23 protein-coding genes are annotated in these 22,343 nt (G+C 70.0%); 10 read left to right on the forward strand and 13 right to left on the reverse strand.

The features are described 5' to 3' along the window. Position 1 precedes the first annotated feature (1 nt). From yidC to VFZ70_06045, 5 genes are all read left to right on the forward strand, one after another. Complete coding sequence (gene yidC / locus VFZ70_06025) at positions 2–979, forward strand: membrane protein insertase YidC (GenBank protein HEX6255350.1); 978 nt, start codon at positions 2–4, stop codon at positions 977–979. A 5-nt stretch (positions 980–984) separates the two neighbouring features. Beyond that, the gene (gene jag, locus VFZ70_06030; GenBank protein HEX6255351.1) at positions 985–1,809 is read left to right on the forward strand and encodes an RNA-binding cell elongation regulator Jag/EloR; all 825 of its coding nucleotides are present in this window, start codon (positions 985–987) and stop codon (positions 1,807–1,809) included. An 80-nt stretch (positions 1,810–1,889) separates the two neighbouring features. Further along, positions 1,890–2,576: an RsmG family class I SAM-dependent methyltransferase gene (locus VFZ70_06035; GenBank protein ID HEX6255352.1), complete on the forward strand. Its 687-nt coding sequence runs from the start codon at positions 1,890–1,892 to the stop codon at positions 2,574–2,576. Next, entirely contained in the window at positions 2,560–3,447 is an 888-nt protein-coding gene (locus tag VFZ70_06040) for an AAA family ATPase (GenBank protein ID HEX6255353.1), read from the forward strand. The genes VFZ70_06035 and VFZ70_06040 overlap by 17 nt, the downstream gene beginning before the upstream one ends. Next, the gene (locus VFZ70_06045; protein HEX6255354.1) at positions 3,444–4,325 is read left to right on the forward strand and encodes a ParB/RepB/Spo0J family partition protein; all 882 of its coding nucleotides are present in this window, start codon (positions 3,444–3,446) and stop codon (positions 4,323–4,325) included. Before VFZ70_06040 ends, VFZ70_06045 begins: the two co-directional genes overlap by 4 nt. A 135-nt stretch (positions 4,326–4,460) precedes the next feature. Here the strand turns inward: VFZ70_06045 and VFZ70_06050 are convergent, their stop codons facing one another. Together VFZ70_06050 and VFZ70_06055 are read right to left on the reverse strand one after the other, a co-directional pair. Then, the gene (locus VFZ70_06050) at positions 4,461–5,393 is read right to left on the reverse strand and encodes a D-alanine--D-alanine ligase (protein HEX6255355.1); all 933 of its coding nucleotides are present in this window, start codon (positions 5,391–5,393) and stop codon (positions 4,461–4,463) included. Further along, positions 5,390–6,652: a PLP-dependent aminotransferase family protein gene (locus VFZ70_06055; protein ID HEX6255356.1), complete on the reverse strand. Its 1,263-nt coding sequence runs from the start codon at positions 6,650–6,652 to the stop codon at positions 5,390–5,392. The genes VFZ70_06050 and VFZ70_06055 overlap by 4 nt, the downstream gene beginning before the upstream one ends. 172 nt (positions 6,653–6,824) lie before the next feature. Here VFZ70_06055 and VFZ70_06060 point away from each other — a divergent pair, with 172 nt between their 5' ends. Continuing rightward, on the forward strand, positions 6,825–6,971 hold the full coding sequence (locus tag VFZ70_06060) for a hypothetical protein (GenBank protein ID HEX6255357.1): 147 nt from the start codon (positions 6,825–6,827) through the stop codon (positions 6,969–6,971). Further along, positions 6,968–7,591 (forward strand): GNAT family N-acetyltransferase, encoded by a 624-nt coding sequence (locus VFZ70_06065; GenBank protein HEX6255358.1) that lies wholly within the window; start codon positions 6,968–6,970, stop codon positions 7,589–7,591. The genes VFZ70_06060 and VFZ70_06065 overlap by 4 nt, the downstream gene beginning before the upstream one ends. Before the next feature lie 6 nt (positions 7,592–7,597). Here VFZ70_06065 and VFZ70_06070 read toward each other — a convergent pair whose 3' ends face one another. From VFZ70_06070 to trxB, 3 genes are all read right to left on the reverse strand, one after another. Next, positions 7,598–8,692 carry a peptidoglycan-binding protein gene (locus tag VFZ70_06070; protein ID HEX6255359.1) on the reverse strand — a complete coding sequence of 365 codons (1,095 nt, stop codon included), beginning with the start codon at positions 8,690–8,692 and terminating at the stop codon, positions 7,598–7,600. Positions 8,693–8,746: 54 nt separating this feature from the next. Continuing rightward, a complete protein-coding gene (trxA, locus tag VFZ70_06075) occupies positions 8,747–9,100 on the reverse strand; it encodes a thioredoxin (protein HEX6255360.1) in 354 nt (117 codons plus the stop codon). Between the two features lie 105 nt (positions 9,101–9,205). Further along, positions 9,206–10,150 carry a thioredoxin-disulfide reductase gene (trxB, locus tag VFZ70_06080; protein ID HEX6255361.1) on the reverse strand — a complete coding sequence of 315 codons (945 nt, stop codon included), beginning with the start codon at positions 10,148–10,150 and terminating at the stop codon, positions 9,206–9,208. Positions 10,151–10,285: 135 nt separating this feature from the next. On the opposite strand from trxB, the gene VFZ70_06085 reads away from it, so the two are divergent. Beyond that, entirely contained in the window at positions 10,286–10,777 is a 492-nt protein-coding gene (locus tag VFZ70_06085; protein HEX6255362.1) for a hypothetical protein, read from the forward strand. A gap of 68 nt (positions 10,778–10,845) precedes the next feature. Here VFZ70_06085 and VFZ70_06090 read toward each other — a convergent pair whose 3' ends face one another. From VFZ70_06090 to murJ, 4 genes are all read right to left on the reverse strand, one after another. After that, on the reverse strand, positions 10,846–11,670 hold the full coding sequence (locus VFZ70_06090; GenBank protein HEX6255363.1) for a hypothetical protein: 825 nt from the start codon (positions 11,668–11,670) through the stop codon (positions 10,846–10,848). A 6-nt stretch (positions 11,671–11,676) separates the two neighbouring features. Continuing rightward, positions 11,677–12,261 carry an RNA polymerase sigma factor gene (locus tag VFZ70_06095; GenBank protein HEX6255364.1) on the reverse strand — a complete coding sequence of 195 codons (585 nt, stop codon included), beginning with the start codon at positions 12,259–12,261 and terminating at the stop codon, positions 11,677–11,679. A 3-nt stretch (positions 12,262–12,264) separates the two neighbouring features. Continuing rightward, positions 12,265–13,875: a protein kinase gene (locus VFZ70_06100; GenBank protein ID HEX6255365.1), complete on the reverse strand. Its 1,611-nt coding sequence runs from the start codon at positions 13,873–13,875 to the stop codon at positions 12,265–12,267. A 209-nt stretch (positions 13,876–14,084) separates the two neighbouring features. After that, the gene (gene murJ, locus VFZ70_06105; protein ID HEX6255366.1) at positions 14,085–15,761 is read right to left on the reverse strand and encodes a murein biosynthesis integral membrane protein MurJ; all 1,677 of its coding nucleotides are present in this window, start codon (positions 15,759–15,761) and stop codon (positions 14,085–14,087) included. Between the two features lie 124 nt (positions 15,762–15,885). Between murJ and VFZ70_06110 the strand changes: the two genes are divergently transcribed. Further along, a complete protein-coding gene (locus VFZ70_06110) occupies positions 15,886–17,316 on the forward strand; it encodes a CCA tRNA nucleotidyltransferase (GenBank protein ID HEX6255367.1) in 1,431 nt (476 codons plus the stop codon). Positions 17,317–17,390: 74 nt separating this feature from the next. On the opposite strand, the gene malQ is transcribed toward VFZ70_06110, so the two are convergent. Continuing rightward, positions 17,391–19,541: a 4-alpha-glucanotransferase gene (malQ, locus tag VFZ70_06115; protein HEX6255368.1), complete on the reverse strand. Its 2,151-nt coding sequence runs from the start codon at positions 19,539–19,541 to the stop codon at positions 17,391–17,393. Positions 19,542–19,620: 79 nt separating this feature from the next. After that, on the reverse strand, positions 19,621–20,070 hold the full coding sequence (sodN, locus tag VFZ70_06120; protein ID HEX6255369.1) for a superoxide dismutase, Ni: 450 nt from the start codon (positions 20,068–20,070) through the stop codon (positions 19,621–19,623). A 158-nt stretch (positions 20,071–20,228) separates the two neighbouring features. On the opposite strand from sodN, the gene VFZ70_06125 reads away from it, so the two are divergent. Further along, on the forward strand, positions 20,229–20,507 hold the full coding sequence (locus VFZ70_06125) for a hypothetical protein (protein HEX6255370.1): 279 nt from the start codon (positions 20,229–20,231) through the stop codon (positions 20,505–20,507). Positions 20,508–20,512: 5 nt separating this feature from the next. On the opposite strand, the gene VFZ70_06130 is transcribed toward VFZ70_06125, so the two are convergent. Together VFZ70_06130 and VFZ70_06135 are read right to left on the reverse strand one after the other, a co-directional pair. Beyond that, a complete protein-coding gene (locus VFZ70_06130; protein HEX6255371.1) occupies positions 20,513–21,637 on the reverse strand; it encodes an inositol-3-phosphate synthase in 1,125 nt (374 codons plus the stop codon). Between the two features lie 48 nt (positions 21,638–21,685). Next, complete coding sequence (locus VFZ70_06135) at positions 21,686–22,336, reverse strand: PadR family transcriptional regulator (GenBank protein ID HEX6255372.1); 651 nt, start codon at positions 22,334–22,336, stop codon at positions 21,686–21,688. Between the last annotated feature and the right edge of the window lie 7 nt (positions 22,337–22,343).

Here is a 22,343-nt window from a genome sequence, read left to right on the forward strand (position 1 = left end):
GATGGGCATCTGGAACGGGCTGCTGACGGCCCTAGGCGAAGTACTGAAGGTCCTGCACGACGCGACGGTCGGGCTCTTCGGCGAGTACGCGTGGGTCTCCGCGGTCGTGCTGCTGACGTTGCTCGTGCGGCTCGCACTGCTGCCCCTGGCGATCCGCCAGTTCCGGTCGATGCAGAAGATGCAGCAGTTGCGTCCGGACATGAAGCGGATCCAGAGCAAGTACAAGACGGACCGCGGCATGATGCGGACCGACCCGGAGAAGTACCGGGAGCGGCGCCAGAAGCAGCAGGAAGAGCTGATGGCGCTGTACAAGGAGCACGACGTCAATCCGGCGGCGAGTTGCCTCCCGCTCGTGGCGCAGGCTCCGATCTTCATCGCGTTGTTCAGCGTGCTGCGCAGCCCGGACGTGCGTCCGGAACTGGTCGATGCGACCTTCGTCGGCAGCGCGACGCTGCAGCAGAACATCGGGCAGATGATCGCGAACGGGGCGACCGTGGCGGCGGGTGTCGCGGTCTTCATGCTCATCGCGATGGGTGCGACGACCTTCCTGCAGCAGCGGCAGATGATGGGGCGTCAGGCGACCGTCGCCGACGACCAGCAGATGCAGCAGCAGAAGATGATGATGTACATCATGCCGGTCTTCCTGGTGTTCCTCGGGTGGGGTCTGCCGGTCGGCATCCTGGTCTACTGGGTGACGACCAACGTCGTGCAGGTCGGCCAGCAGTGGTACATGCTGCGGGAGGTCGGCGCGGGCGGGCCGCCCCAGACAGAATCGGGTGGCACGCGCGATGCCGACCGGCGTGGGGACAGCCGGCGGCGGACCGGCGACAAGCGGTCGACGAAGGACTCCGGCAAGCGCTCGGCGCCGGATCGGGCACGCAACACCGGCCGCAACCGCGCTCAGGGCAACGGACACCGCCCCGGAGGCCTCGGCCGCCTGGGACGCAAACGTGACGAAACGAGGGACAGGCGACGATGACGCGGATGGTTGAGAAGCGGGCGTCGACCGTCGAGGACGCGACACGGGCGGCGTTGCGCGAGTTGGGCGTCGCGCGCGACGAGGCCAAGATCGAGGTGCTCAGCGAGGGCCGCCGCGGGTTGTTCGCCGGCCGCAGTCGGGCGCATGTGCGTGTGACCGTGCTCGACGCCGCCGACAACGGGGAGACAGCTGTGACTGACACCGCGGTGGACGACACGACCGCGACGACCGACGAGGAGGTCGACGGGATCGAGCATCCGACGGGCGACACCGTTGCCGCGGACGTCGCGGATGCGCCGGTGACGGCTGCGGACGAGGACGAGGCGGCCGTGACGGCTGCGGACGAGGTCGTCGCGACGGACCGGCTCGCGGAACTGAACGAGGAAGCGGACCTCGCGGCGGATTTCGTCGAGGGGCTGCTGGACATCCTCGAGCTGCCGGGAGACATCGAGATCGAGGTCGACGAGACACAGGCCTTCATCAACGTGGTCGATGTCGGAAGCGGACTGCTCATCGGTCGTCGTGGTGCGACGCTGGACGCGTTGCAGGAACTGGTGCGAGCCGCAACCCAGCGCCAGGTCGAACGTCGCTCACACGTGCGCATCGACATCGAGGGCTACCGACAGCGCCAGCTCGAGAAGATGAAGGACCGCTGCCGGGACGGCATCGCGCAGGTCCGCGAAACGGGCGAGCCGTACCGGCTCGAGCCGATGGACGCGTTCGAGCGCAAGATCATGCACGATCTGGTGGCCCGTACCGGCGGTGTCCGGTCGGCGAGTGAGGGTGTGGAGCCGCGTCGACGCGTCGTCGTCTACGTGGACGAAGAATGACACGCGTGTAGTTTCACGTGAAACATTCGCCCGCGCGAGGGCGATGGCCGGTCCCCCGATCACGCGCGTCACGGTGAGCCATGGCCGTTGAGCCGTGGCCGGTCGGCGCGGTGTGGTCGGCGCGGCTCGCCGCGCTCATCGCCGACTCGCCCGTCAACCTCGTGTCCCGGCGCGACAGGGCTGATGTCCGACGCATCCATGTGGCGGAATGTGTGGCGATCACGGGCCGGTTGGCCATCGAGGCCGGCGGGCGCTGGATGGACCTCGGGACCGGCGGGGGACTGCCGGGCCTGGTGCTGGCACACGCGTTTCCTTCGGTGCGGTGGACGCTGGTCGACGCGCGCCGGAAGAAGATCCGGCAGGTGGCGAGGTTTGCCGAGGAGTTGGGTCTGGACAACGTCGAGCCGGTGCATGCGCGTGCCGAAGATCTCGCGGCCGACGACAACTACCGCGCGGCGTTCGACGGCGTGATCAGCCGCGCCGCCGGTACGCTGACCGTCACCGCGGCGTTGGCACGGCCGTTCGTCACGACGGGCGATGTGGTCGCGATCCGAGGACCGCGCGCTCACGAGGATGTCGGGTCGGCACGGCCAATGCTGAAGCGGATCGGTCTGGTGGTCGAGAACGTGGAGCAGGTCGAGGGTACGATCCGGCCGACGTGGTTGGTGCGGCTGTCCGGGACGGGAGCAGTCCCAGCCGACTTCCCCAAGACTCAGCGAGTTCTGTTGCGCGCGGACGGTGGAGGGCCCAGTGTCAGCACTGCCTGACGGCAAGGACCGTTGGTACGGCTACTGGCGTGCAGATGAGCAGTTTCACGTGAAACACGAAGGCGGTCGTCGAGGAGTGCCGGCGTCGATCATCGTCGTCGCCAACCAGAAGGGCGGCGTCGGCAAGACGACCACCGCCGTGAGCCTCGCATCAGCGCTCGCGCAGCAGTCGGTGCGCGTGTTGCTCGTTGACAGTGATCCGCAGGCCAACTGCACGTCGGGGGTCGGCATACGCCTGCGTGGCGATCAGCCGAGCATCTACGAGGTGCTCAGTGATGGCATGCCGTCCGCGAAGGTGATCGAGCAGACCGACATCCCCAACCTGTGGCTGCTGCCATCGTCGATCGACCTCGCGGGTGCCGAGATCGAGCTCGTCAGCGCACTGAGCCGTGAACGGCAACTGCGGCGCGCACTCGACGATGTGCGCGATCACTACGACATCATCATCGTCGACTGCCCGCCCAGTCTCGGACTGCTGACCATCAACGCACTATCGGCCGCGGATGGTGTCGTCGTGCCGATCCAGTGCGAGTACTACGCCCTGGAGGGACTCGGCGCATTGACACGCAATGCCGAGCTCATCCGACAGACGCTCAACCACGATCTGAAGATAACCGGGTTCGCACTGACGATGTATGACGGCCGTACGAAGCTGTCACACGAGGTGGCCGAGGAGGTTCGGCGCCACTTCGGGGACCTCGTGTTCCGCACCCGCATCCCGAGGTCGGTGCGTCTCGCGGAGGCGCCGTCGTACGGCCAGCCGATCACGGTCTTCGATCCCGGCTCACGCGGCGCGGTCGCGTACCATCGACTGGCCTCCGAAGTGTGGGAGCGCGTAGTGGCGGCTGAGGCAACGAGGAGCACATCATGACCCGAACGGGTGGGCTGGGTCGAGGATTGGAGGCGCTGATCCCGGCCGCCACCGCGGAACGCGGCGGCCTGCGCACGATCGCGCTGGAGCAGATCGAACCGAATCCGCGCCAGCCACGTGACGCGTTCGACCAGCACAGCATCGCCGAGTTGGCCCAGTCGCTCCAGACAGTCGGCCTGCTCCAGCCGATCGTTGTGCGCGAACTGGGTGACGACCGGTACCAGATCGTCGCCGGCGAGCGCCGGTTCCGCGCTGCGCAACTCGCGGGGTTCCGCGAGATCCGCGCTGTCATACGTCACACCGAGGACGATCAGATCCTGACCGAGGCGCTCGTTGAGAACATCCACCGCGTGGATCTCAACGCGCTCGAGGAGGCGGCGGCCTACCAGCAACTGCTCGACGACTTCGCATTCACCCACGAGCAGTTGGCGGCTCGCCTGGGCCGATCGCGGTCTGCGATCACCAACACGCTGCGCCTGCTGAGCCTCGGTCCCGACCTGCAGCGGCAGGTGGCGTCCGGCGCGTTGTCGCCGGGTCATGCGCGCGCCCTCCTCGCGATCGAGGACGTGGCACTGCAGCGCACCGCGGCCGAGCGGATCGTGTCAGAGGGACTGTCGGTCCGCGCCGCCGAACGGTTGGTACGTCGGCTGCTGGAGGAGCAGGTCGCGCAGGACCGCCCTGCCGAGCACCAACTGTCGCCGTTCGGAGGCCTCCAGCAGCGTCTGTCGGATGTGTTCGCCACGAAGGTGCGAATCACCGGAACCGCTCGCCGCGGCCAGGTCGTGATCGACTTCTCGGGCCACAAGGATCTGCAGCGCCTGCTGGGTGTGCTCGAAGGCGGGGTCGGCACGGGACTACAGCAGGAACAGCCGCTCTAGATCATGGACCCTGCGCGGGGATCACCAGACCATCCGACCGGCGCGCCTCGCTCGAGCGCGCCAGGATCGCGGCCGGACGACGACACGGCGGTTCGCGACGACGGGTGTCGACGGCGGAATGCGCCGCCATGCGCGTCAGCTCGTCGCTGCGTCCCGTGCCAACGTCACGATGCGCTCGCAGAGGGCATCGAACGCGAGATCTGCCGCCTGCGCGGCCAACGGCAGCAGCGATGTCTCCGTGAGGCCGGGGCAGGTGTCGACCTCGAGCACCCAGGGGGCGCCGCTGGCGTCCACCATGAGGTCGGCCCGCATGACGTGGCGGCATCCGAGCGCCTCCCATGACGCCAGCGTGGTCTCGGCGCAGGCGTCGCTGACTTCGCCGTCAAGGCGGGCCGGCACGTGGAAGTCGGTCGCCCCGTGCGTGTACCGGGCGGCGAAGTCGTAGGCACCCTCCTTCGGGTGGATCTCGACGGCTGGCAGCGGTCGACCGTCGACGATCGACACCGCGACCTCGGTCCCCGTGACCACCTGCTCGAGCAGTACGGCCGAGTGGTAGTGGAACGCCGACATGACGGCTGGGGCGAGGGCGTCGCGTTGATCCACGCGGCGGACACCGAGTGACGCCCCACCCTGGACCGGCTTGACCATGAGCGGGAACTGCAGGCCGTCGGCGATGCGCGCCAACGCCTTGCCTGCGCCGTACTCGCGTACGGCGTCCGCGCTGAGGACCTGCCAGTCGGGCGTGGAGATGCCGTGGCGGCGGAACATGCCCTTGCTGACACCCTTGTCCCACGCCAGCGCCGATGCCGTCGCACGTGAGCCCGTGTACGGCAGGCCCAGCAGATCCAGCAGTCGCTGGATGCTCCCGTCCTCCCCGGCCTTGCCGTGCAGTGCCAGGAAGACGACGTCGATCGACTCCTCCGTCAACGCGCGGACAAGGTCAGCGTCGAGATCCAGTTCGACGACGTCGTGACCGCGATCACGCAACGCCTCGGTGACGCGCTTGCCGGAGCGGAGGCTGATCTCCCGCTCGAAGCTGCTCCCGCCGGACAACACAGCGATCGTCATGCCCCGCTTCCCTCCCCCGCGGCGCCGTAGAACGCCGCCTGCAAGGCCGTCTGTTCACGGATGACGCCGGCGAGGCGGCGCACGCCCTCCCGAATCCGTTCGCTCGTCGGGAAGCAGAAGGACAGCCGCATCTCGCGTTCGCCCGATCCGTCCGCGTAGAACGCCCGACCCGGCACGTAGGCGACCCGGGCCTGCAGCGCGCCGGGCAGCATCTCCTTGCTGTCCATGCCGGCCGGCAGACGCAGCCATACGAAGAAGCCGCCCGTCGGGACGCTCCACGTGCACTGATCGCCGATCTGACGGGTCAGTTCCTCGAGCATCGCGTCGCATCGTTCCCGGTACAGATCCCGGAACTGCTGGACCTGGTCGAGCCACGGTTGGGTCGACAACCAACGCTCCGCGACGTACTGGGTCAGGTTCGACTGGCTGAGGTCGGCCGTCTCTTTGAGCAGTGTCAGCTTGCGACGGATCGGCGCAGGAGCGACCGCCCAGCCGATGCGGATGCCCGGGGAGAAGATCTTCGACAACGTCCCGAGGTAGATCACTCGATCCGGCGCCATCGTGTGGAGGCACGGCAGCTGCTCACCTTTGAAATCGAGCAGACCGTACGGGTTGTCCTCGACCAGGAGCAGGTCGTACCGTTCCGCCCGTTCGATCAACTGCTCGCGGCGTCGCAGCGAAAGGGAGACACCGGCGGGGTTCTGGTGGTTCGGCACGGTGTAGAGGAACTTCGGCGTGCGCGCGGCGTCGGCGAGCGCGGCCATCGTGTCGTCGAGTGCCTCGGGGATCAGCCCATGAGCGTCCATGTCAATATGAATGACATGACCTTGATATGATGAAAACGCACCTAATGCACCGACATACGCAGGACCTTCGGCTAAGACGAGATCGCCGGGGTTGCAGAACAGGCGTGCGAGCAGATCGAGGGCCTGCTGTCCACCGTTGGTCACCACGATGTCGTCCGGATGGACCTTCAGGTGCTCGGCGGCCATCACGTCGACCAGCCGCTCGCGCAGCGGGGCGAGGCCCTCGCCTCCTCCGTACTGCAGCGCCGCTGGGCCGGCATCGCGCAGCACGGCGGTCGTGACCTCGGTGATCGCGTCGTTGTCGAGTGCAGCCGTGTAGGGCATACCGCCCGCGAGCGACACGATCTCCGGTCGCGTGGCGACGGCGAAGAGCGCCCTGATCTCTGACGCGGTCATGCCTCGCGCGCGTCGTGCGTAGCGCTGCTGGTACGGGTCGAGTTGGACCTCGGTCATCGTTCGCGCCCTCGCTGCGTCGCCGTGCGTCGCGGTCGTTGGCGATGGAGCCTATCGGGCGGCCGCGCGGACCGCCGAACACGTCGTGGGTGGATGTCGTGTGAGCGCCGTACACTGCGCACTGCGGCCGCTGAACCGGCGGTCCGCAAATGATCTGCGAGAAGGTGGCGAAGTGCGCAACACGCGACCCGTCGACGCCGGCGACGTGGTCGACGTCGGACCGACGCCGGTGTGGCGGGCGGTGATCGGCCTCGGCGTCGGCCTGGCGATCGGCGCGCTGCTCGCGCTCCTGCTGCCGCGCCGCCCGGACCGTCGGTGAGCGCCCGCGTTCATCGCCTGCTCGGCGACGACGTCGATCGCCTACCGCAGGAGTGTCGAACGTGCACGTTCTGGGAGCTTCCCACCTCGCCACGTGGTCCCCAGCCGGCGCGCGCCGACGAGGCCGCTGAGGCCAAGAAGCTGTGGTGGCGCGCCATGGAGCTCGACTGGGGGCCGCCCGGTCTGCTCCTGCGACAGGACGGGCACACGATCGCCTACGCGGCCTACGTTCCTGCGGAACAGGCCAACCGGACGCGGCGGCTCGGGACCAAACCGAGCGACGACGCGTTGGTCCTCACCACGATCTGGGTCGACCCAGATGCGCGCGGCGCCGGTGTCGCGCGCATGCTGTTGCACCGTGTGCTCCGTCACGCGCACGATGCCGGCTTCCGCGCCGTCGAGGCCACAGGCGCGCGGACACCCACGTCCACGTGCCTGCTTCCCGAGGGGTTCCTCCAGGCAGTGGGGTTCACGGTGCTCCACGAGCACCCTCGCTACCCGCTCCTGCGCCTCGACCTACGGCAGACCGTGCGCTGGCAGGAGGCGATGGAGCACGCCCTCGAAGGCGTACGTGCGGTTCTCGGCCGTCGCGATCCTCGGACGGCGCCCACGACGTCGTGACGCGCCTCAGGCGACCGCCGCCGGCAGGGGTGCGGCGAAGAACCGCGAGATGCCCGTGAGCAGGGCCTCGGCGATCACCGCCTGCGAGCCCGGTGCGGTCAGGCGCGCCTCGTCCGCCGGCGAGCTCAGAAAGCCCGGCTCGACCACGACGGCGGGCATGCGGGTCTCGCGCAGGATCGCCCAGGTCATCGCGTGCGCACGGCAGTCGGGAACCCAGTCGTGGACCACGAGCTCGTCGAGGAGCGCGGTGGCGAGCCGCTGACCGGACTCCGACACGAACTGCTGGGTGCCGAAGTAGTACGTCGCGGCTCCGCGTGCACGGGGGTTGGCCAGCGAGTTCGTCCCGATCGACACGACCGCGTCGACATCGAGCTCGTTCGCCAGCCGCGCCCGTTCGCTCCCCGACGGCGACGTGTCCGGGCCCCGGGAGAGGAACGCGCTCGCGCCCGTGGCGTTCAGTCGCGCCGCGAGCTGGCTGGCGATCGCCCAGGTCACGTCGGCTTCCACCGCGCCGCCCGGCCCGGTCTGTCCGGGATGCTGCGGCCCGTGGGCGGGATCGATCAGCAGCCGCCGGCTCGTCAGGTTCTGACCGATCCACTCGCGCAACCGCTCGCGCTGCCGCGCACGCACGCCCGCTCCTGCGCGCTGGTGGTCCCGCCGCAGACGCTGCAGCTGATGGACCGTCGCGGGGCCGACACGTCCATCGACGGCCAGTCCCGTGTTGCGTTGGAACTCCTCCACGGCCGACTGCGTCGCGCGGCCGAAGATGCCGTCCTCGTTGCCGGCATCGAATCCGAGCTGGTTGAGTCGCAGCTGCAGATCCATCACGTCGTCGCCGCGCAGGGGGATGCGCGTCCGCAGCAGCAACCGGTCGCCGAGCGCGTACCCGGCCTCCACCAGCACGCGCCAGGTCTCGTCGGTCACCACGCCGTCGGCGGGCAACCCGCGTAGGCGCTGGAACTGCCGCACGGCGCGTTCGGTGCGCTCGTCGAAGTGACCGCTGACGGTCACCTCGTCGATGCGCAACCGACCGAGCCGTCGCTGGACGTCCGCAACGTCAGGCCCGTCCGCGCCACGCCGAAGCCCTGCATCTGGTTCCACGGACGGCAACGTTACCGTCTCGGTGCGCGACGCGTCGCGCACCGACGTGCCCTTCTAGAGGAACTCCGACATCTCGCTGAGCAGCTGTGCCTTGCCGCGTGCGCCGACGATACGCTTGCGCTCGTCGCCGTCCGAGAAGACCATCAACGTCGGGATCGACATCACCCGGTACCGCCGCGCGATGTCGGGGTTGTCATCGACGTTGAGCTTGACGACCTTGAGGTCGTCGGCGTGCTCGCCGGCGACCTCGTCGACGATGGGGCTCACCATCCGGCAGGGGCCGCACCATTCCGCCCAGAAGTCCACCAGCACCGGCTTGTCGGCCTGCAGGACCTCGGTGTCCCAACTGGTGTCGGTCACGGCTGTGGCGTTGCTCAATCTTCTACCTTTCCGGGTGGATGTGTGGATCGCAGACTCGTGTTGGTCGCTGCTCGACGGCGACCAACGTGCGTTCCAACGGTGCGTACGCCGAGAATATTCCGCGCGTGCGCTGGCAGGCTCGGCCGGCCGACGCTACCAGTTGTGCGCGTTGATGCCCAGCCACTGCTCGGCATCGATGGCGGCCTTGCAGCCCATGCCGGCGGCCGTGACCGCCTGGCGGTACGTGTGGTCGACGACGTCGCCCGCGGCGAACACCCCGGACACGCTGGTGCGCGTGCTCGGCTCGTCCACGACGATGTACCCCTGGTCGTCGAGCTCGAGCTGTCCGGCGAACAACGCGGTCTCGGGATCGTGCCCGATCGCCACGAACAGGCCGTCGGTCGCCAGTTGATGGCGGTCACCGGTCACGGTGTCCGTCAGCTCGACACCCGTGACCTTCTCGTCACCGAGCACGGCCGTGACCTCAGCGTTCCAGATGAAGTCGATCTTCTCGTTGGCGAACGCGCGGTCCTGCATCACCTGCGAGGCGCGCAGCTCGTCGCGTCGGTGGACGACGGTCACCGAGCTGGCGAACTTCGTCAGGAACGTCGCCTCCTCCATCGCCGAGTCGCCGCCCCCGACCACGACGAGCTTGAGGTCACGGAAGAAGAAGCCGTCGCACGTCGCGCAACTCGAGACACCCTTGCCGATCAACCGCTGTTCGCCCGGCAGGTCGAGCCACCGTGCCTTGGCCCCGGTGGAGACGACGATGGTCCGTGCCTGATAGCGGTCCCCCCCGACGCGCACCGTGAAGGGGGAACCGGCCGCCAGATCGACCTCGTCGACGTCGGCGGACACGAAACGCGCGCCGAACCGCTCGGCCTGCTTGCGCATGTCCGCCATCAGCGCCGGCCCCATCACGCCGTCGGGGAAGCCCGGGTAGTTCTCGACGTCGGTGGTCAACATCAACTGACCACCGGCGGCACGGCCCTCGATCATCAGCGGTTCCAGCGCGGCGCGCGCCGCGTACAGCGCGGCGGTCAGCCCGGCGGGTCCGGACCCGATGATGATGACGTCGTGCATCACGTCGTCGCTCATATGTGCTTTCCTGTCCTTCTGGCGGGATCGTCCAGCCACCCCTGGCCAACGCACGGCGCTGTGCAGGATATTCCTCTGCCGCCCGGGACCCCGCCGGAGCGCCGGGTACCGGCCCTCGCGCCTAGAATGCGTGATGTGGCGAAGATCGTGCAGACGTGCGTCAACCATCCTGACACCGAGACGCGGCTCTCGTGCTCGGCATGCGGCGACCCGATATGCACGCGTTGCGTCCGCACCGCGGCCGTGGGCCAGAAGTGCCCCAGCTGTGCCCGCACGCCACGGTCGGCGCGCGCCCTGGGCAAGCCGCAGCACTACGTCCGGGCGATCGGCGTCGGTCTCGTCGCGGCGGTGGCCGGCGGCATCGTCTACGCCCAACTCGTCGCCGCGGTGCGCATCGGCTCGCTGATACTCGCAGGCGTCCTCGGCTTCGGCCTGGGACGCGTCGTGCGCTGGAGCACGCGCGGACAGAGCCAGCAACCGTTCCTCGGCATCGCGATGGGCCTCGCGGCCATCGCCGTGGCCGTCGCCTTCCTGGTGGGCTTCGGCACGCTGTTGCCGGCCTCCGGGCTCGCCGTGCTCGCCTATCCGGTCGCCGTCTGGCTGGCCGGGCGCGGTCTGCAGGGTTGAGGCCGCAGGCGGCGGAGCGCCGCGGTGAGCTCGTGGCGGGACGCCGCCGGGCGGGGTGACCGGTCAGGTCATCGCGACGCCGGGATGGTGCGTATGGCGGCGCACGTCCGTGGCACGAGCAGCACGATCTGGTCGACGTCGGACAACAGCATGGCCAGCGCGACACGTCCGTCCTCGTCCACGAGATCAACCGTCGCCGCGTCGAGCTCGGTGACGCACAGCCGGTCGGTCGGCAGGCCGGCGCGTTCGCGCAGCTGCCGTTCGCGCGCCCGCAGATCGTCCGGCGCATCGGCGCGCAGCTCCAGGGCGCGTGTGGCGATCTCGCTGTCACTGTCCACCGGGGCCGCCTGCGCCTGCGCCGCGGCAGTGTCGGCGGCCTCCCCGGCGGGCTGCTCGTCCGCCTGCGGGGCGTCGTCTGCTCCGCCAGCACCGGCCGCCTCGGCCGCGTCTCCCTCGTCGGCGACGAGCGCCTCGCCGCTCTCCTCGCTGCCGCCGACGGGTCTGAGCAGCGTCGCGGCACCGAACACGGCGATGACCAGGACCGCCGCCGCTGCCAACGCAGGTCCGGCGCGGAGCGCCCACCACCGGCGGCGTCCTGCGCCCGTCGGCGCATCGGCGCCGGCAGGCCCGCCGACGGTCGTGCCGCCGCGCACGCGCGCCAGTTCCTCGCGCAGACGTTGCCGCGCCTCGTCCGGTGCGGAGACCTCTGAGAGCCGCTGCATCCGCATGCGGACCTGTGCGATCGCGTCGAGCCGCTCGGCCAGCGCCGCATCGTCGGCGAGGCGCCGCTCCAGCCGGGCGGTCGTGGTGTCGTCGGTCTCGCTGTCGAGGTAGGCGGCCAGCAGCTCGCCGTCGTCCACGGCGTCCGTCGAGGTCTGGTGATCGTCACGCATGCGCAGTCAGTCCTGCACGGTTGGAGGTCCTAAGGCCTCGGATCGGTTCCCGGTCGGGGCCAGCAGTTCGGCGAGACGTGCGTGGCCGCGGTGCACCCGTGACTTCGCCGTCCCGACCGCGACACCCTGGGCGCTCGCGATCTCCGCGTAGCTCGCACCGATGACATCGCGCAAGACGACCGCCTGGCGCTGGTCGTCGTCCAGGTGGTTCAGCGCGTCGACCAGGGCCGGTTGCAGCTCGGCGGCGGCCAGGCGGTCGACCGCCGACTGGTCGACGGCGCCCACAGCGCGACGTTCGTCATCGAGCGGCACGGTACGTGGCCGGCGGGCCCGCCGGCGCGCGAGATCGTGGCAGGCGTTGGTGGCCACGCGGTACAGCCAGGTCGACAGCTGGGCGCGACCGCGGAAGCCGCGCAGTCCGCGGTAGCAGGCGAGGAAGGCCATCTGGAACGCGTCGTCGGCGTCGTGGGGATCACGGAAGTAGCGCAGGCACACCCCGTACACATGATCGGCGTACCGCTCCACGATGGCGTCGAACGCGCCGTCGTCGCCCGCGCGGGCGCGCGCGACCAGCTCGTCGTCGGTCGTCATGGCCTACTGGCCGCCGCTCCTGACGCCCTCGACCGAGATCTCGGAGAACGAGGCGGTGTAGCCGCGGTCCTCCTGGACGAGCGGCGCCACGATCCAGATCATCACGTACCTCGCCTCGAGCTCGTCGGTGAACGTGATGACCGCTGTCGGACCCTGGGCAGCCCGTTGCTCGGCCACCGTCATCCACGCATCGGGATCGTCGGTGAGCTCGTCGCTGACGCGGACGTCGAAACTGATGCCCCCCGTCGGGATGCCGATGGTCATCGTCGTGGGCCGCACGGTCTCGCCGAAGTCGGCCACCACGCCCAGGCCGTTCTTCAGGTTGCCGAAGTCCTCGTCCGAGTAGGTGTCGGTCCGCCATCGTGTGTCGGGGTCGCCGTCGACGAGCGCCGACAACAGATCATCGTTCTCGGTCGGGGGGAATCCCTGCGGGTCGAGCGTCGACAGCTCGGCGATCTCCAACGGCTGTGGCGTGACCGCGGCGGGGGTCGCCTCGTCGCCGCTGACGGTGAGCAGGGGGACGCCGCGGATCTCGAACACGCCGGTCGCGACGCCCGCCGCGATAAGCAGCACCGACACGATCAGCAGGCCCAGCGCGGATGCGAGCCAGCGCCCTTCGCTGCGGATGAACGATCGGCTGTTGATCGGCTGCGACACGTAGGGCGACGCCTCGACGTCGGGCACCGTCTCGCCACGAACCAGCATCTGGGTCGTCTCGATCAGGACGTCGTCCTCGCGCGCCCAAGGTTCGAGCGCCTCGGCCAGCGCCCGACAGTTGGGGTGCCGGTCCGACGGGCTGCGCGCGAGGGCACGCATGACCACGTCGTCGAGCTCGCGCGGGACGTCCGCACGCAGTGACCGGAGCGCCAGCGGCTCGTGATCCAGCCGCTGCGCCGCGATCGCCACGGTCGACGCGGCCGAGAATGGTTGCTGGCCGCTCAGCGCCTCGTACAGCACGCAGCCCAGCGAGTACTGGTCGGCACGGCCGTCGACCGCGCTGTCCTCCACCTGTTCCGGCGCGACGTAGGCGGCCGTGCCGAGCACCATGCCCGTCTTGGTCAGCTCGGTGCGTGCGTGCTCGACCTTGACGATCCCGAAGTCGCCCATCTTCACCGCACCCTCATGGCCGAGGAGGATGTTGGCCGGCTTGACGTCCCGGTGGACGAGCCCGCGCTCATGGGCGAAGTCGAGCGCGAAGGCGACCCGCATGCCGACGCTCGCGGCGAGGCCGGGATCCAGTCGCCCGTACTGCACCATGACCTCGCGCAGCGTCACGCCCTGGACGAACTCCATGACGAGGTAGACCCAGTCGCCGTCACGGCCCGTGTCGTAGATGCCGACGATGCCCGGATGCGCCAGCTTGGCCGCCGCGACGGCCTCCCGGCGGAAGCGCTCGCGGAAGGCGCGGTCGTTGGACAGGTGCTTGTGGAGCAGCTTCACCGCCACCGTGCGCGCCAGCTTCTCGTCGTGCGACCGCCACACGGTCGCCATGCCGCCGATCGCGATGCGCTCCTCCAGCAGGTAGCGGTCGCTGAGCACCCGGGGCGGGAGTGAAGGGTCGGGCTCGGGCCCGCCGCCCGTCAGGACTCCGGTGCGATCGGCTTCGTCGCTCATGACATGCGCCTACGGCGACGGTCAGTCAGACCGTGCTCACGCGCGTGCCGGTGACTGCTCGCGCTGCGACACCGGTGGTCGACGACCTCGGCCATTGCGCTGTACGCCCCGGTTCCATTCGTTTGCTCACTGCGGACGACGTGCCCTCAGGGGCTGGACCAGGCGTCGAGTGTACTTCTCGGCGCCCGTCGAGAGAACCGCGTGCCGTGTCACCGCCGGCGCAGCAGTCGCAGCATGTAACCGATCTCGGGCAAGCGCGCGAGACCTGCGGCGATGAAGTAGGTCGAGCAGACCGCGGCTGCTGCTGCGGGCAGCACCACCAGCAGGGGCTCTGCGGCCAGCGCGATCCGCGTCCCGACACCGGCCGCGGCCGCGAGTACGCCTGCGAGTGCGGTCCGTGCGAGCCAGCCCCCACCCACCCGCACGCCCACGGCGCCGATGCGCGTCAGGTGGCGCCGCAGCAGGCCGAGCTCGAGCCACGACGAGATGCCGGCGGCCAGCGTCAACCCGACGGCTCCCAGCCGCAGGAACGTGTCTTCATCGGTGGCTCGGGCGGCCTGCGAAAGCGGCGTGAGAGCGGGTAGCGAGCCGTCGAGGATGACGCCGTCGTTCGTGACTGCCAGGCGGTCGAACTGCAGCATCAGGAACGCACCGAGCGCCGCCGCGACCAGCACGCGCAGGATGGCGTAGCGCGTCGGCGTGCGGGTGTCCCCGCCGGCGTACAGCGCGGACTGCAGCAGCCGCGACGAGGTGCTCGACAGCAGGCCGACGCACGAACCGAGCAGGATGAACCACACCTGACGCGCCGCCAGCGGGGTCAGCACCACGTCGTACAGCAGGTCGCCGAGTACGACGAACCCCACGATGGACGGCACGACGTAGAACGCGATCCGCGCCAGCATCGGCCGCAACCGCCGTGCCACGAGGCCGCCGCTCGTGGTGTCGAGGGACGACAGCGCCGGCAGCTCCGAGGCTGCGACGCTCATCCCGAACAGGCTGATGGGCAGGAGCGCCAGCCGGGTGGCGTACTCCAGGGCGGCGAGCGCGCCGGCGGCCAGCAGGCTGGCGAGCAACAGGTCCATGTAGGCCATCAGCTGGACGACGCCACGCCCGGCGACCACAGGCCAGAACGATCGCAGTGTCGTGCGCACCCCGGGGATGCTGGTGTCCAGCGATGGCCGCAACCCGCGGGCGGATCGCAGCACCGGCCCGATCTGGACCGCGAACTGCAGGACGCCACCGGCCAGCACCCCCCACGCGAGTGCGATCGAGAGCTGCTCGAGCCTGTCGGGCCCCTCGGTGATCACGAATGTCGCCGCGACCACGAGGACCACGATCTGTGTGACGTTCCAGATGACGGGGGCGACGTACGAGAGGAAGAACCGCCGGTGGCTGTTGAGTACGCCCAGGCACCACGCCGACAGCACGAGGAACCCCACGCCCGGGAACATGATCCTGGTCAGGGCGACGGTCAGGTCGAGCCGTTCGTCGGTGAAGCCGACCGCGATCAGCCGGGTGATCGGTTCCGCCAGGGTGACGCCCACCACGGCCAGCACGCCGGTCAACGCCGTCAGCAGCCCGAGGATCGCGCCGGCGACGCGGCCGGCCTCCTCGTCACGTCCCTGGGCCAGCAGACGGCTGTAGACGGGGATGAAGGACGCCGACAGCACACCTTCGCCGAGCAGGTTCTGCAAGAGGTTCGGGATGCGAAGTGCCGCCTGGAACGCGTCGGCGACCGGCCCGACGCCGAAGACAGCGCCGAACACGGCGGTCCGCACCAGCCCGCTCATCCGCGACAGCAGGATGCCGGCGGCCACGAGCGCAGAGTGGCGCGGTGAGGTGTCGTCCACGTCGATGCCGGCTGCGCTGCGGATGGGTCCGCTCACTCCGCGGAGCCGGACCGGGCGCGACCGCCGCGACGGGCTGGCCTGGGTGCGTACGAGGACATGGAGCGCAAGCATAATTCGCCGGCGCTCTGGTCTGTCACCGTGCGGTCTAGCATGGCCATCCATGTCCGACACCGACACGCAGCAGCGCCAACTCGCTGAGCTCGTCGCGGTCTATCCGGCCGCCGACGAGCTGGCGGCGCGCTTCGCCGACGACGGTCACGAGCTGTACCTCGTCGGCGGCACCGTGCGCGACACGCTGCTGTACGGGCCGCTCACACATGACGGGCCGCACGGTCGGGACCTCGATCTCGCCACGACGGCGCGCCCCGGCGACACCGAGCGCCTCCTGCGGGGGTGGGCCGACGACCTCTGGCTGACGGGCGCCAGGTTCGGCACGGTCAGCGCGCGTCGCGACGGCACGACGTTCGAGGTCACGACCCTGCGCTCGGACACGTACCAGCGTGGGTCGCGTCATCCCGAGGTGTCCTACGGTGACGACATTGAGACGGATCTGTCACGCCGCGACTTCACGTGCAACGCGATGGCGGTCGACCTGGTGGACCGCAGGTTCGTCGATCCGTTCGGCGGATTGACCGATCTGCACAGGCGCCTGCTGCGCACGCCGGTCGCCGCCGAGACCAGCTTCGGCGACGATCCGTTGCGCATGGTCAGGCTCGCGCGCTTCGCCGCCGTCCTCGACGCCGACGTCGACGACGAGGCGCGGACGGCGGCGACGGCCATGGCGGATCAGCTGGATTCGATCAGTCGTGAGCGCATCCGCGACGAGCTGAACAAGCTCGTCGTCGCCGAACAGGCGGGCCGCGGGCTGGACCTGCTGTGCGAGACCGGCCTCGCGGACCACTTCCTGCCGGAACTGCCAGCGCTGCGCATGGAACGCGATCCCGCCCACCACCACAAGGATGTGTACGCCCACACGCTCGCGGTCGTGGAGCGGTGCGAGCCCGATGACCTGGTCCTGCGACTCGCTGGCCTCCTGCACGACATCGGCAAGCCGGCGACGCGGCGGTTCGGCGGTGGCGGGAAGGTCACGTTCCATCACCACGAGGTGGTTGGCGCCCGCATGGCGCGCGCCCGCATGACGGAACTGCGCTACTCCAGGCGCATGATCGATGACGTCACGCAGCTCGTGTACCTCCACCTGCGGTTCCACGGCTACTCGGAGCAGGGGTGGACCGACTCGGCGGTCCGCCGCTACGCCCGCGACGCCGGCTCCGACGAACAGCTCCGACGGCTCAACGCGCTCGCGCGCGCGGATGTCACGACCCAGAACCGACGCACGGCGCGTACGCTCGCCGCGGCGATGGACGAGCTCGAGGAGCGCATCGTCGCACTGCGTCACGAGGAGCAACTCGCCGCGCTGCGCCCGCCGCTCGACGGTCACCAGATCATGGAGCACCTCGGGATCGCACCGGGCCCGCTGGTCGGCGAGGCGTACCGGCACCTCCTCGACGCGCGCATCGAGAAGGGACCGCTGACGGAGGCAGACGGCCGTGCACTGCTCGACGCGTGGTGGCGCGATCGGCAGGCGTGACGGTGCGGACGCCAGCCGTGTGCCACGCGGCCACGGACGGGATCACGGTGTTCCTCACGCTGCACGCGATCAGGTCAGCGCCGGGCGGTGTGCACGGTGGCCGCGACCTCGGCGATGGCCGGTGAGGAGCGCAGCCGCTCCACGGTGATCGGCCGGAGACCGTCCGGACCCGGCTCCGCCAGCGGCAACCGCCAGTTGGGGTACGCGTCGACCGTGCCCGGCAGGTTCGGCTGGCGAGGGTCGCCCACGCCGTCCCACAGCGCGACGGCGACCAGCGCGGTCGGTGTCTCCGCGAGCAGCCGGTGCATCGCCACGACACGCTCGCGCACGCCCGCGTCGTCGACGGCGATGCCGGCCTCCTCCAGCAGCGCCAGCATCGACGCGTGCTCGCGCGCGCGCTCGGCGCGTTCCTCCGACAGTGGCCGGCCCAGCAGGTCGAGCTCGTCGCGGATCTCCAGCGATGACCCGTCCCACCATCCCGTCGCGGTCGGCAGGTCGTGGGTGGTCACCGACGCGAGCGCCGCGCGCGGGTAGTCCCGTGGCCGCCGCCGACCGTGCGGCGTGCACTCGTCGACCTCGAACCACAGGACGGCGCTGCCGGCGACGCCCCGCTCGCGCATCAGCCGCCTGATGCGGTCGTCAACGGTTCCCAGGTCCTCGCCGATCACCACGGCCCCTGCTCGTCGTGCCTCGAGCGTGAGGACCGCGAACAGTTCCTCCGCGGGATAGCGCACGTACGTTCCATCGGCGGGAGACCCACCCTCGGGAATCCAGAACAACCGCGAGAACCCGAGGATGTGATCGATCCGCAGACCCCCGGAGCCGGCGAACGCGGCCGCCAGCACCTCCCGCATGGTGCGGTGCCCGGTGTCGCGCATGACGTTCGGCAACGGCGGGGGCTGGTCCCAGTCCTGTCCCTGGCGGTTGAACGCGTCGGGGGGCGCGCCGACGCGCATCGTGCGTGCGAACTCGTCGGGCAGCGCCCAGACGTCAGCGCCGCCGGGCGCGACACCGACGGCGAGGTCACCAATGACGCCGATGTCCATGCCAGCCAGGTGTGCGCGGGCCTGCATGGCGTCGAGCTGGTCCGTGCACAGCTGCTGCAGCCATGCGTGGAAGGCCACGAGATCGGCGTGCGAGCCCGCCCACGCCGCGACGGCTTCCGACCGCGGATCCCGCAGGTCCGCGGGCCAGTCCTCGAAGGAGCCGCCGTGCTCCTCCGCGAGCGCGCAGAACACCGCGAAGCGTTGGAGTGCTGTGCCGCCAGCGTCGCGGAACGCCGCCAGCCGTGCCCGGGCGTCGGCGTCGTCGGCAGGGCCGCGGGTGTACAGCTGCCACAGCGCCGCCCGCTTGGTCGCCCACACCGCGTCGCGATCGATGCGATCCGTGTCCGGCCGCAAGGAACCGGGAAGGGCCGCATGCTCCCACCGCGGATCGGACGCCGCGAGCTGGGTGAAGCCGTCGACGTCGGGCACGTGCAGATAGCAGGGGTTCACGAAGCGTCGGCTGGTCGGCGAGTACGGCGACGGCTGCTGGGGCAGCGTCGGCTCCGTGGCGTGCACGGGGTTGATCAGCAGGAAGTCCGCCCCGTGGGGGGCGGCCCAGTCTGCGAGCATCCCGATGTCGCGGAACTCGCCCTGTCCCCAGCTGCCGGCCGACCGCACCGCGTAGGCCTGCAGCATCCACCCCCATCGACGCCGAGCGGTGACCGCGGGCGCGCTGCCCGGCGCGACGATGACGGTGCAGACAGCCGTCGCCTGTCTGTCGTCGACCGTCAGGTGGTGGTAGCCGAGCGGCAGGTCCTGCGGCAGGGTGACGGCGCCGCGCCGCCGCGGACCCGCCGTCGTGTCCGCCACACCACCCCACACGGGAGGCGCGACGGGGACGCGCCCCCCGTTCTCGACCTCCAGCGTCAACCGGACCGTGGCGCGGGAACCGGCGCTGACGGACACGCGCGTCCGGGCCGACGTGCCGGTTGCGTCGCGCCAGCAGACCGCGACGGGGTCGACCGGGCGCGTCCACGCCGCACGTCGCACTGCCCGCAGCGACCGGGCGGCGTCCCCGTCGGTGTCACACGGGTGACCCAGCTCACGCAGCGCGGCCCGCAGCGTCGCATCCGGCGCGTGGTGCGTCCGCCCGGATGCGTCGTAGGCGTCGGCGACACCGACCGCACGAGCCAGGCGGCGCAACGTCGTGCCCGGTCGGGTCGGTGGCGGCGCGCTCATCTGTGGCAGCTCCCGTCGTCACACGGCGACGGGCCCCGCCGAACGGCGGGACCCGTACAGAGCGAGCGTACGCCGTCGTCTAGCCGGGACGACCGTTGACGCGCGTCTCTTCCAGTCCGCCGGTCTTCTTCCACATGTCGTCGATCTCGTCGATCAGATCGAGCAGCTTCTGGCCCTCGGCGGGGTCGTTGCTGCGCTTGACCTGGGAGCACTGCTTCAGCGCCCGCCAGAACGTGTCCTGGAGGTTCGGGAACTGGTCGAGGTGCTCGGGCTTGAACCGGTCGCTGAACAGGACCGAGATGTGGTGCTTGGCGAGCTCGGCACGCTCTTCCTTCACGATGACGCAGCGCTGCTTGAACAGCTCGTCGTCCGAGTCCGCCATCTTCTGGGCGATCTTGAAGCAGGACTCTGCCTCGATCCGTGCCTGCTCCGGGTCGTAGATGCCGCAGGGGATGTCGCAGTGCGCGTGCACCGTGGTCGGCGCAGCCACCCGGTCGAGCAGCGTGAGCAGTCGAGTGCTGATGTTCATGCCTGAGGACTCCTTGGAGCGTCGATGACGCATGCGACGTTGCAGGGTCGTAGTGTGTCCGGGTGCTGCGCCCGCTAACCATCGCGCTGGGGGCCGCCGCCCTCGCGACCTGGGCACGCCGCGGCGGCGTGCGCCACGTCGTCGTGGACGGTTCGAGCATGGCGCCGACACTGCGTTCGGGAGACCGACTGGTGCTGGTGCGTCTACCGGGCCGGGTGCGCGCGGGGCGGCTCGCCCTCGCCGCCGATCCGCGGGTGCCTGACCGGCTGCTGCTCAAGCGGGCGCGGCACGTCGGCGCCGACGGCGTCGACCTGCGCGGTGACAACGCTGCGGCGAGCACCGACAGCCGGCACTTCGGACCCGTCCCCGTGGCAGCCGTCAGCCGATGCGTCGGCTGGCGCTACCTGCCGCCGGACCGGACCGGCGTCCTGTGGTGAGCAGGTCAGCTGGTGGCGTGCTCGCGCAGGTCGACCGCGAAGTCGCCGACCGGGCCGGCGATGAACTCCTCGACCATCCGGTGGCAGACGTCGTCGGTGAACTGGGCCGGCGGCGACTTCATGAAGTAGCTGGAGGGTCCGAGCAGCGGGCCACCGATGCCGCGGTCGATGGCCAGCCGCGCGCAACGCACCGCGTCGATCACCACACCGGCCGAGTTGGGTGAGTCCCACACCTCGAGCTTGATCTCGACACTGATCGGGACATCACCGAAGTTGCGCCCCTCCATGCGGATGTAGGCCCACTTGCGGTCCTCCAGCCACGGCACGTGGTCGCTGGGACCGATGTGGATGTCGTCGCGCCCGATCGGCGTGTCGAGCTGGCTGGTGACCGACTGCGTCTTGGAAACCTTCTTCGACGTCAGGCGCTTGCGCTCCAACATGTTCATGAAGTCCATGTTGCCGCCGAAGTTGAGCTGGTACGTGCGGTCGATGGCGGCTCCGCGGTCCTCGAACAGCCGGGCGAGCATGCGGTGTGTGATGGTCGCCCCGACCTGCGACTTGACGTCGTCGCCGATGATCGGCACGCCCGCGGACGTGAAGCGCTGTGCCCACGCGGGGTCGCTCGCGATGAAGACCGGCAGGCAGTTGACGAACGCCACGCCCGCGGCGAGCGCCTGCTCGGCGTAGTACCGGGCGGCGTCCTCGGACCCGACGGGCAGATAGCACACCAGCACCTCGGCGCCGGATTCGCGCAGCACGGCGGCGACGTCGACGGGTGACGCGTCGCTCTCCTCGCTCGTCTCGCGGTAGTACTCGCCGAAGCCGTCGAGCGTCGGGCCGCGCTGCACCTCGACACCGATCGGTGGGACCTCGGCGAACTGGATCGTGTTGTTCGGCGGGGCAACGATCGCTTCGGCGAGGTCGCGCCCGACCTTCTTGGCGTCGACGTCGAACGCCGCCACGAACTCGAGATCACTGACGTGGTACCCCCCGAGCTCGACGTGCATCAGCCCCGGCACGTCCTCGCCTGCCTGGGCGTCGGCGTAGTAGTGCACCCCCTGCGCCAGCGAGCTGGCGCAGTTGCCGACGCCGACCACGGCGACCCGGACGGGTGTGCGGTGTGTGCCCATGACTTGTACTCCTTGCGTCGGCGCACGGGCGCCGACGACGATCGGTCGTCAGGCCTGCGGCTCCTGCCTGCGGATGAACGGCGAAGTGGATTCGGTCACGTCGGTCGAGTCGTGGGGTGGCTCGGGCGCCTGCGACGGTTCGACGGAATCGTCGACCTCGCCGCGATCCTCGGTCACGCGGACGCGCTCGGCGGTGATGAGCTCGTCCAGCCATGCGATGTCATTGGTGATGCCGTTGACCCCGTGGCGCATCAAGGCGATCGTGTACGTGTCGGCGCGCAGCCGCCTGGCACGTCGCAGCGCACGGTCGGCCTGATCGAGCCGCTCGCGCAGGTACGACCGACGCCGTTCGAGCAGGCGGAGGCGGATCTCAGGGCTCAGGTAGCTGAAGAACGCGAGCCGCAGTGAGAACTTCTCCTCCTCGACCTCCTGCGCGTCGAGCTCGCCGAGCAGCTCCAGGAAGTCGGCCTCGCCGGCGTCGGTGATCCGGTACTCCTGCTTGCGGCGTGGGCGCTCGTCGGTCGACTTCGTCGGGACCTTCTCGACGACGCCCCGGCGCTCCAGCTTCTTGAGGGTCGGATAGAGCGAGCCGAACGAGACGGTCCAGAACAACCCGAGGCGCTGCGCGAGCTGCTTGCGCAGCTCGTAGCCATGCATCGGTCGCTCTTTGAGCAACCCGAGGATGGCGAGCTCCAGCACGAGATGT

Source organism: Euzebyales bacterium (assembly GCA_036374135.1).
GTDB lineage: Bacteria > Actinomycetota > Nitriliruptoria > Euzebyales > JAHELV01 > JAHELV01.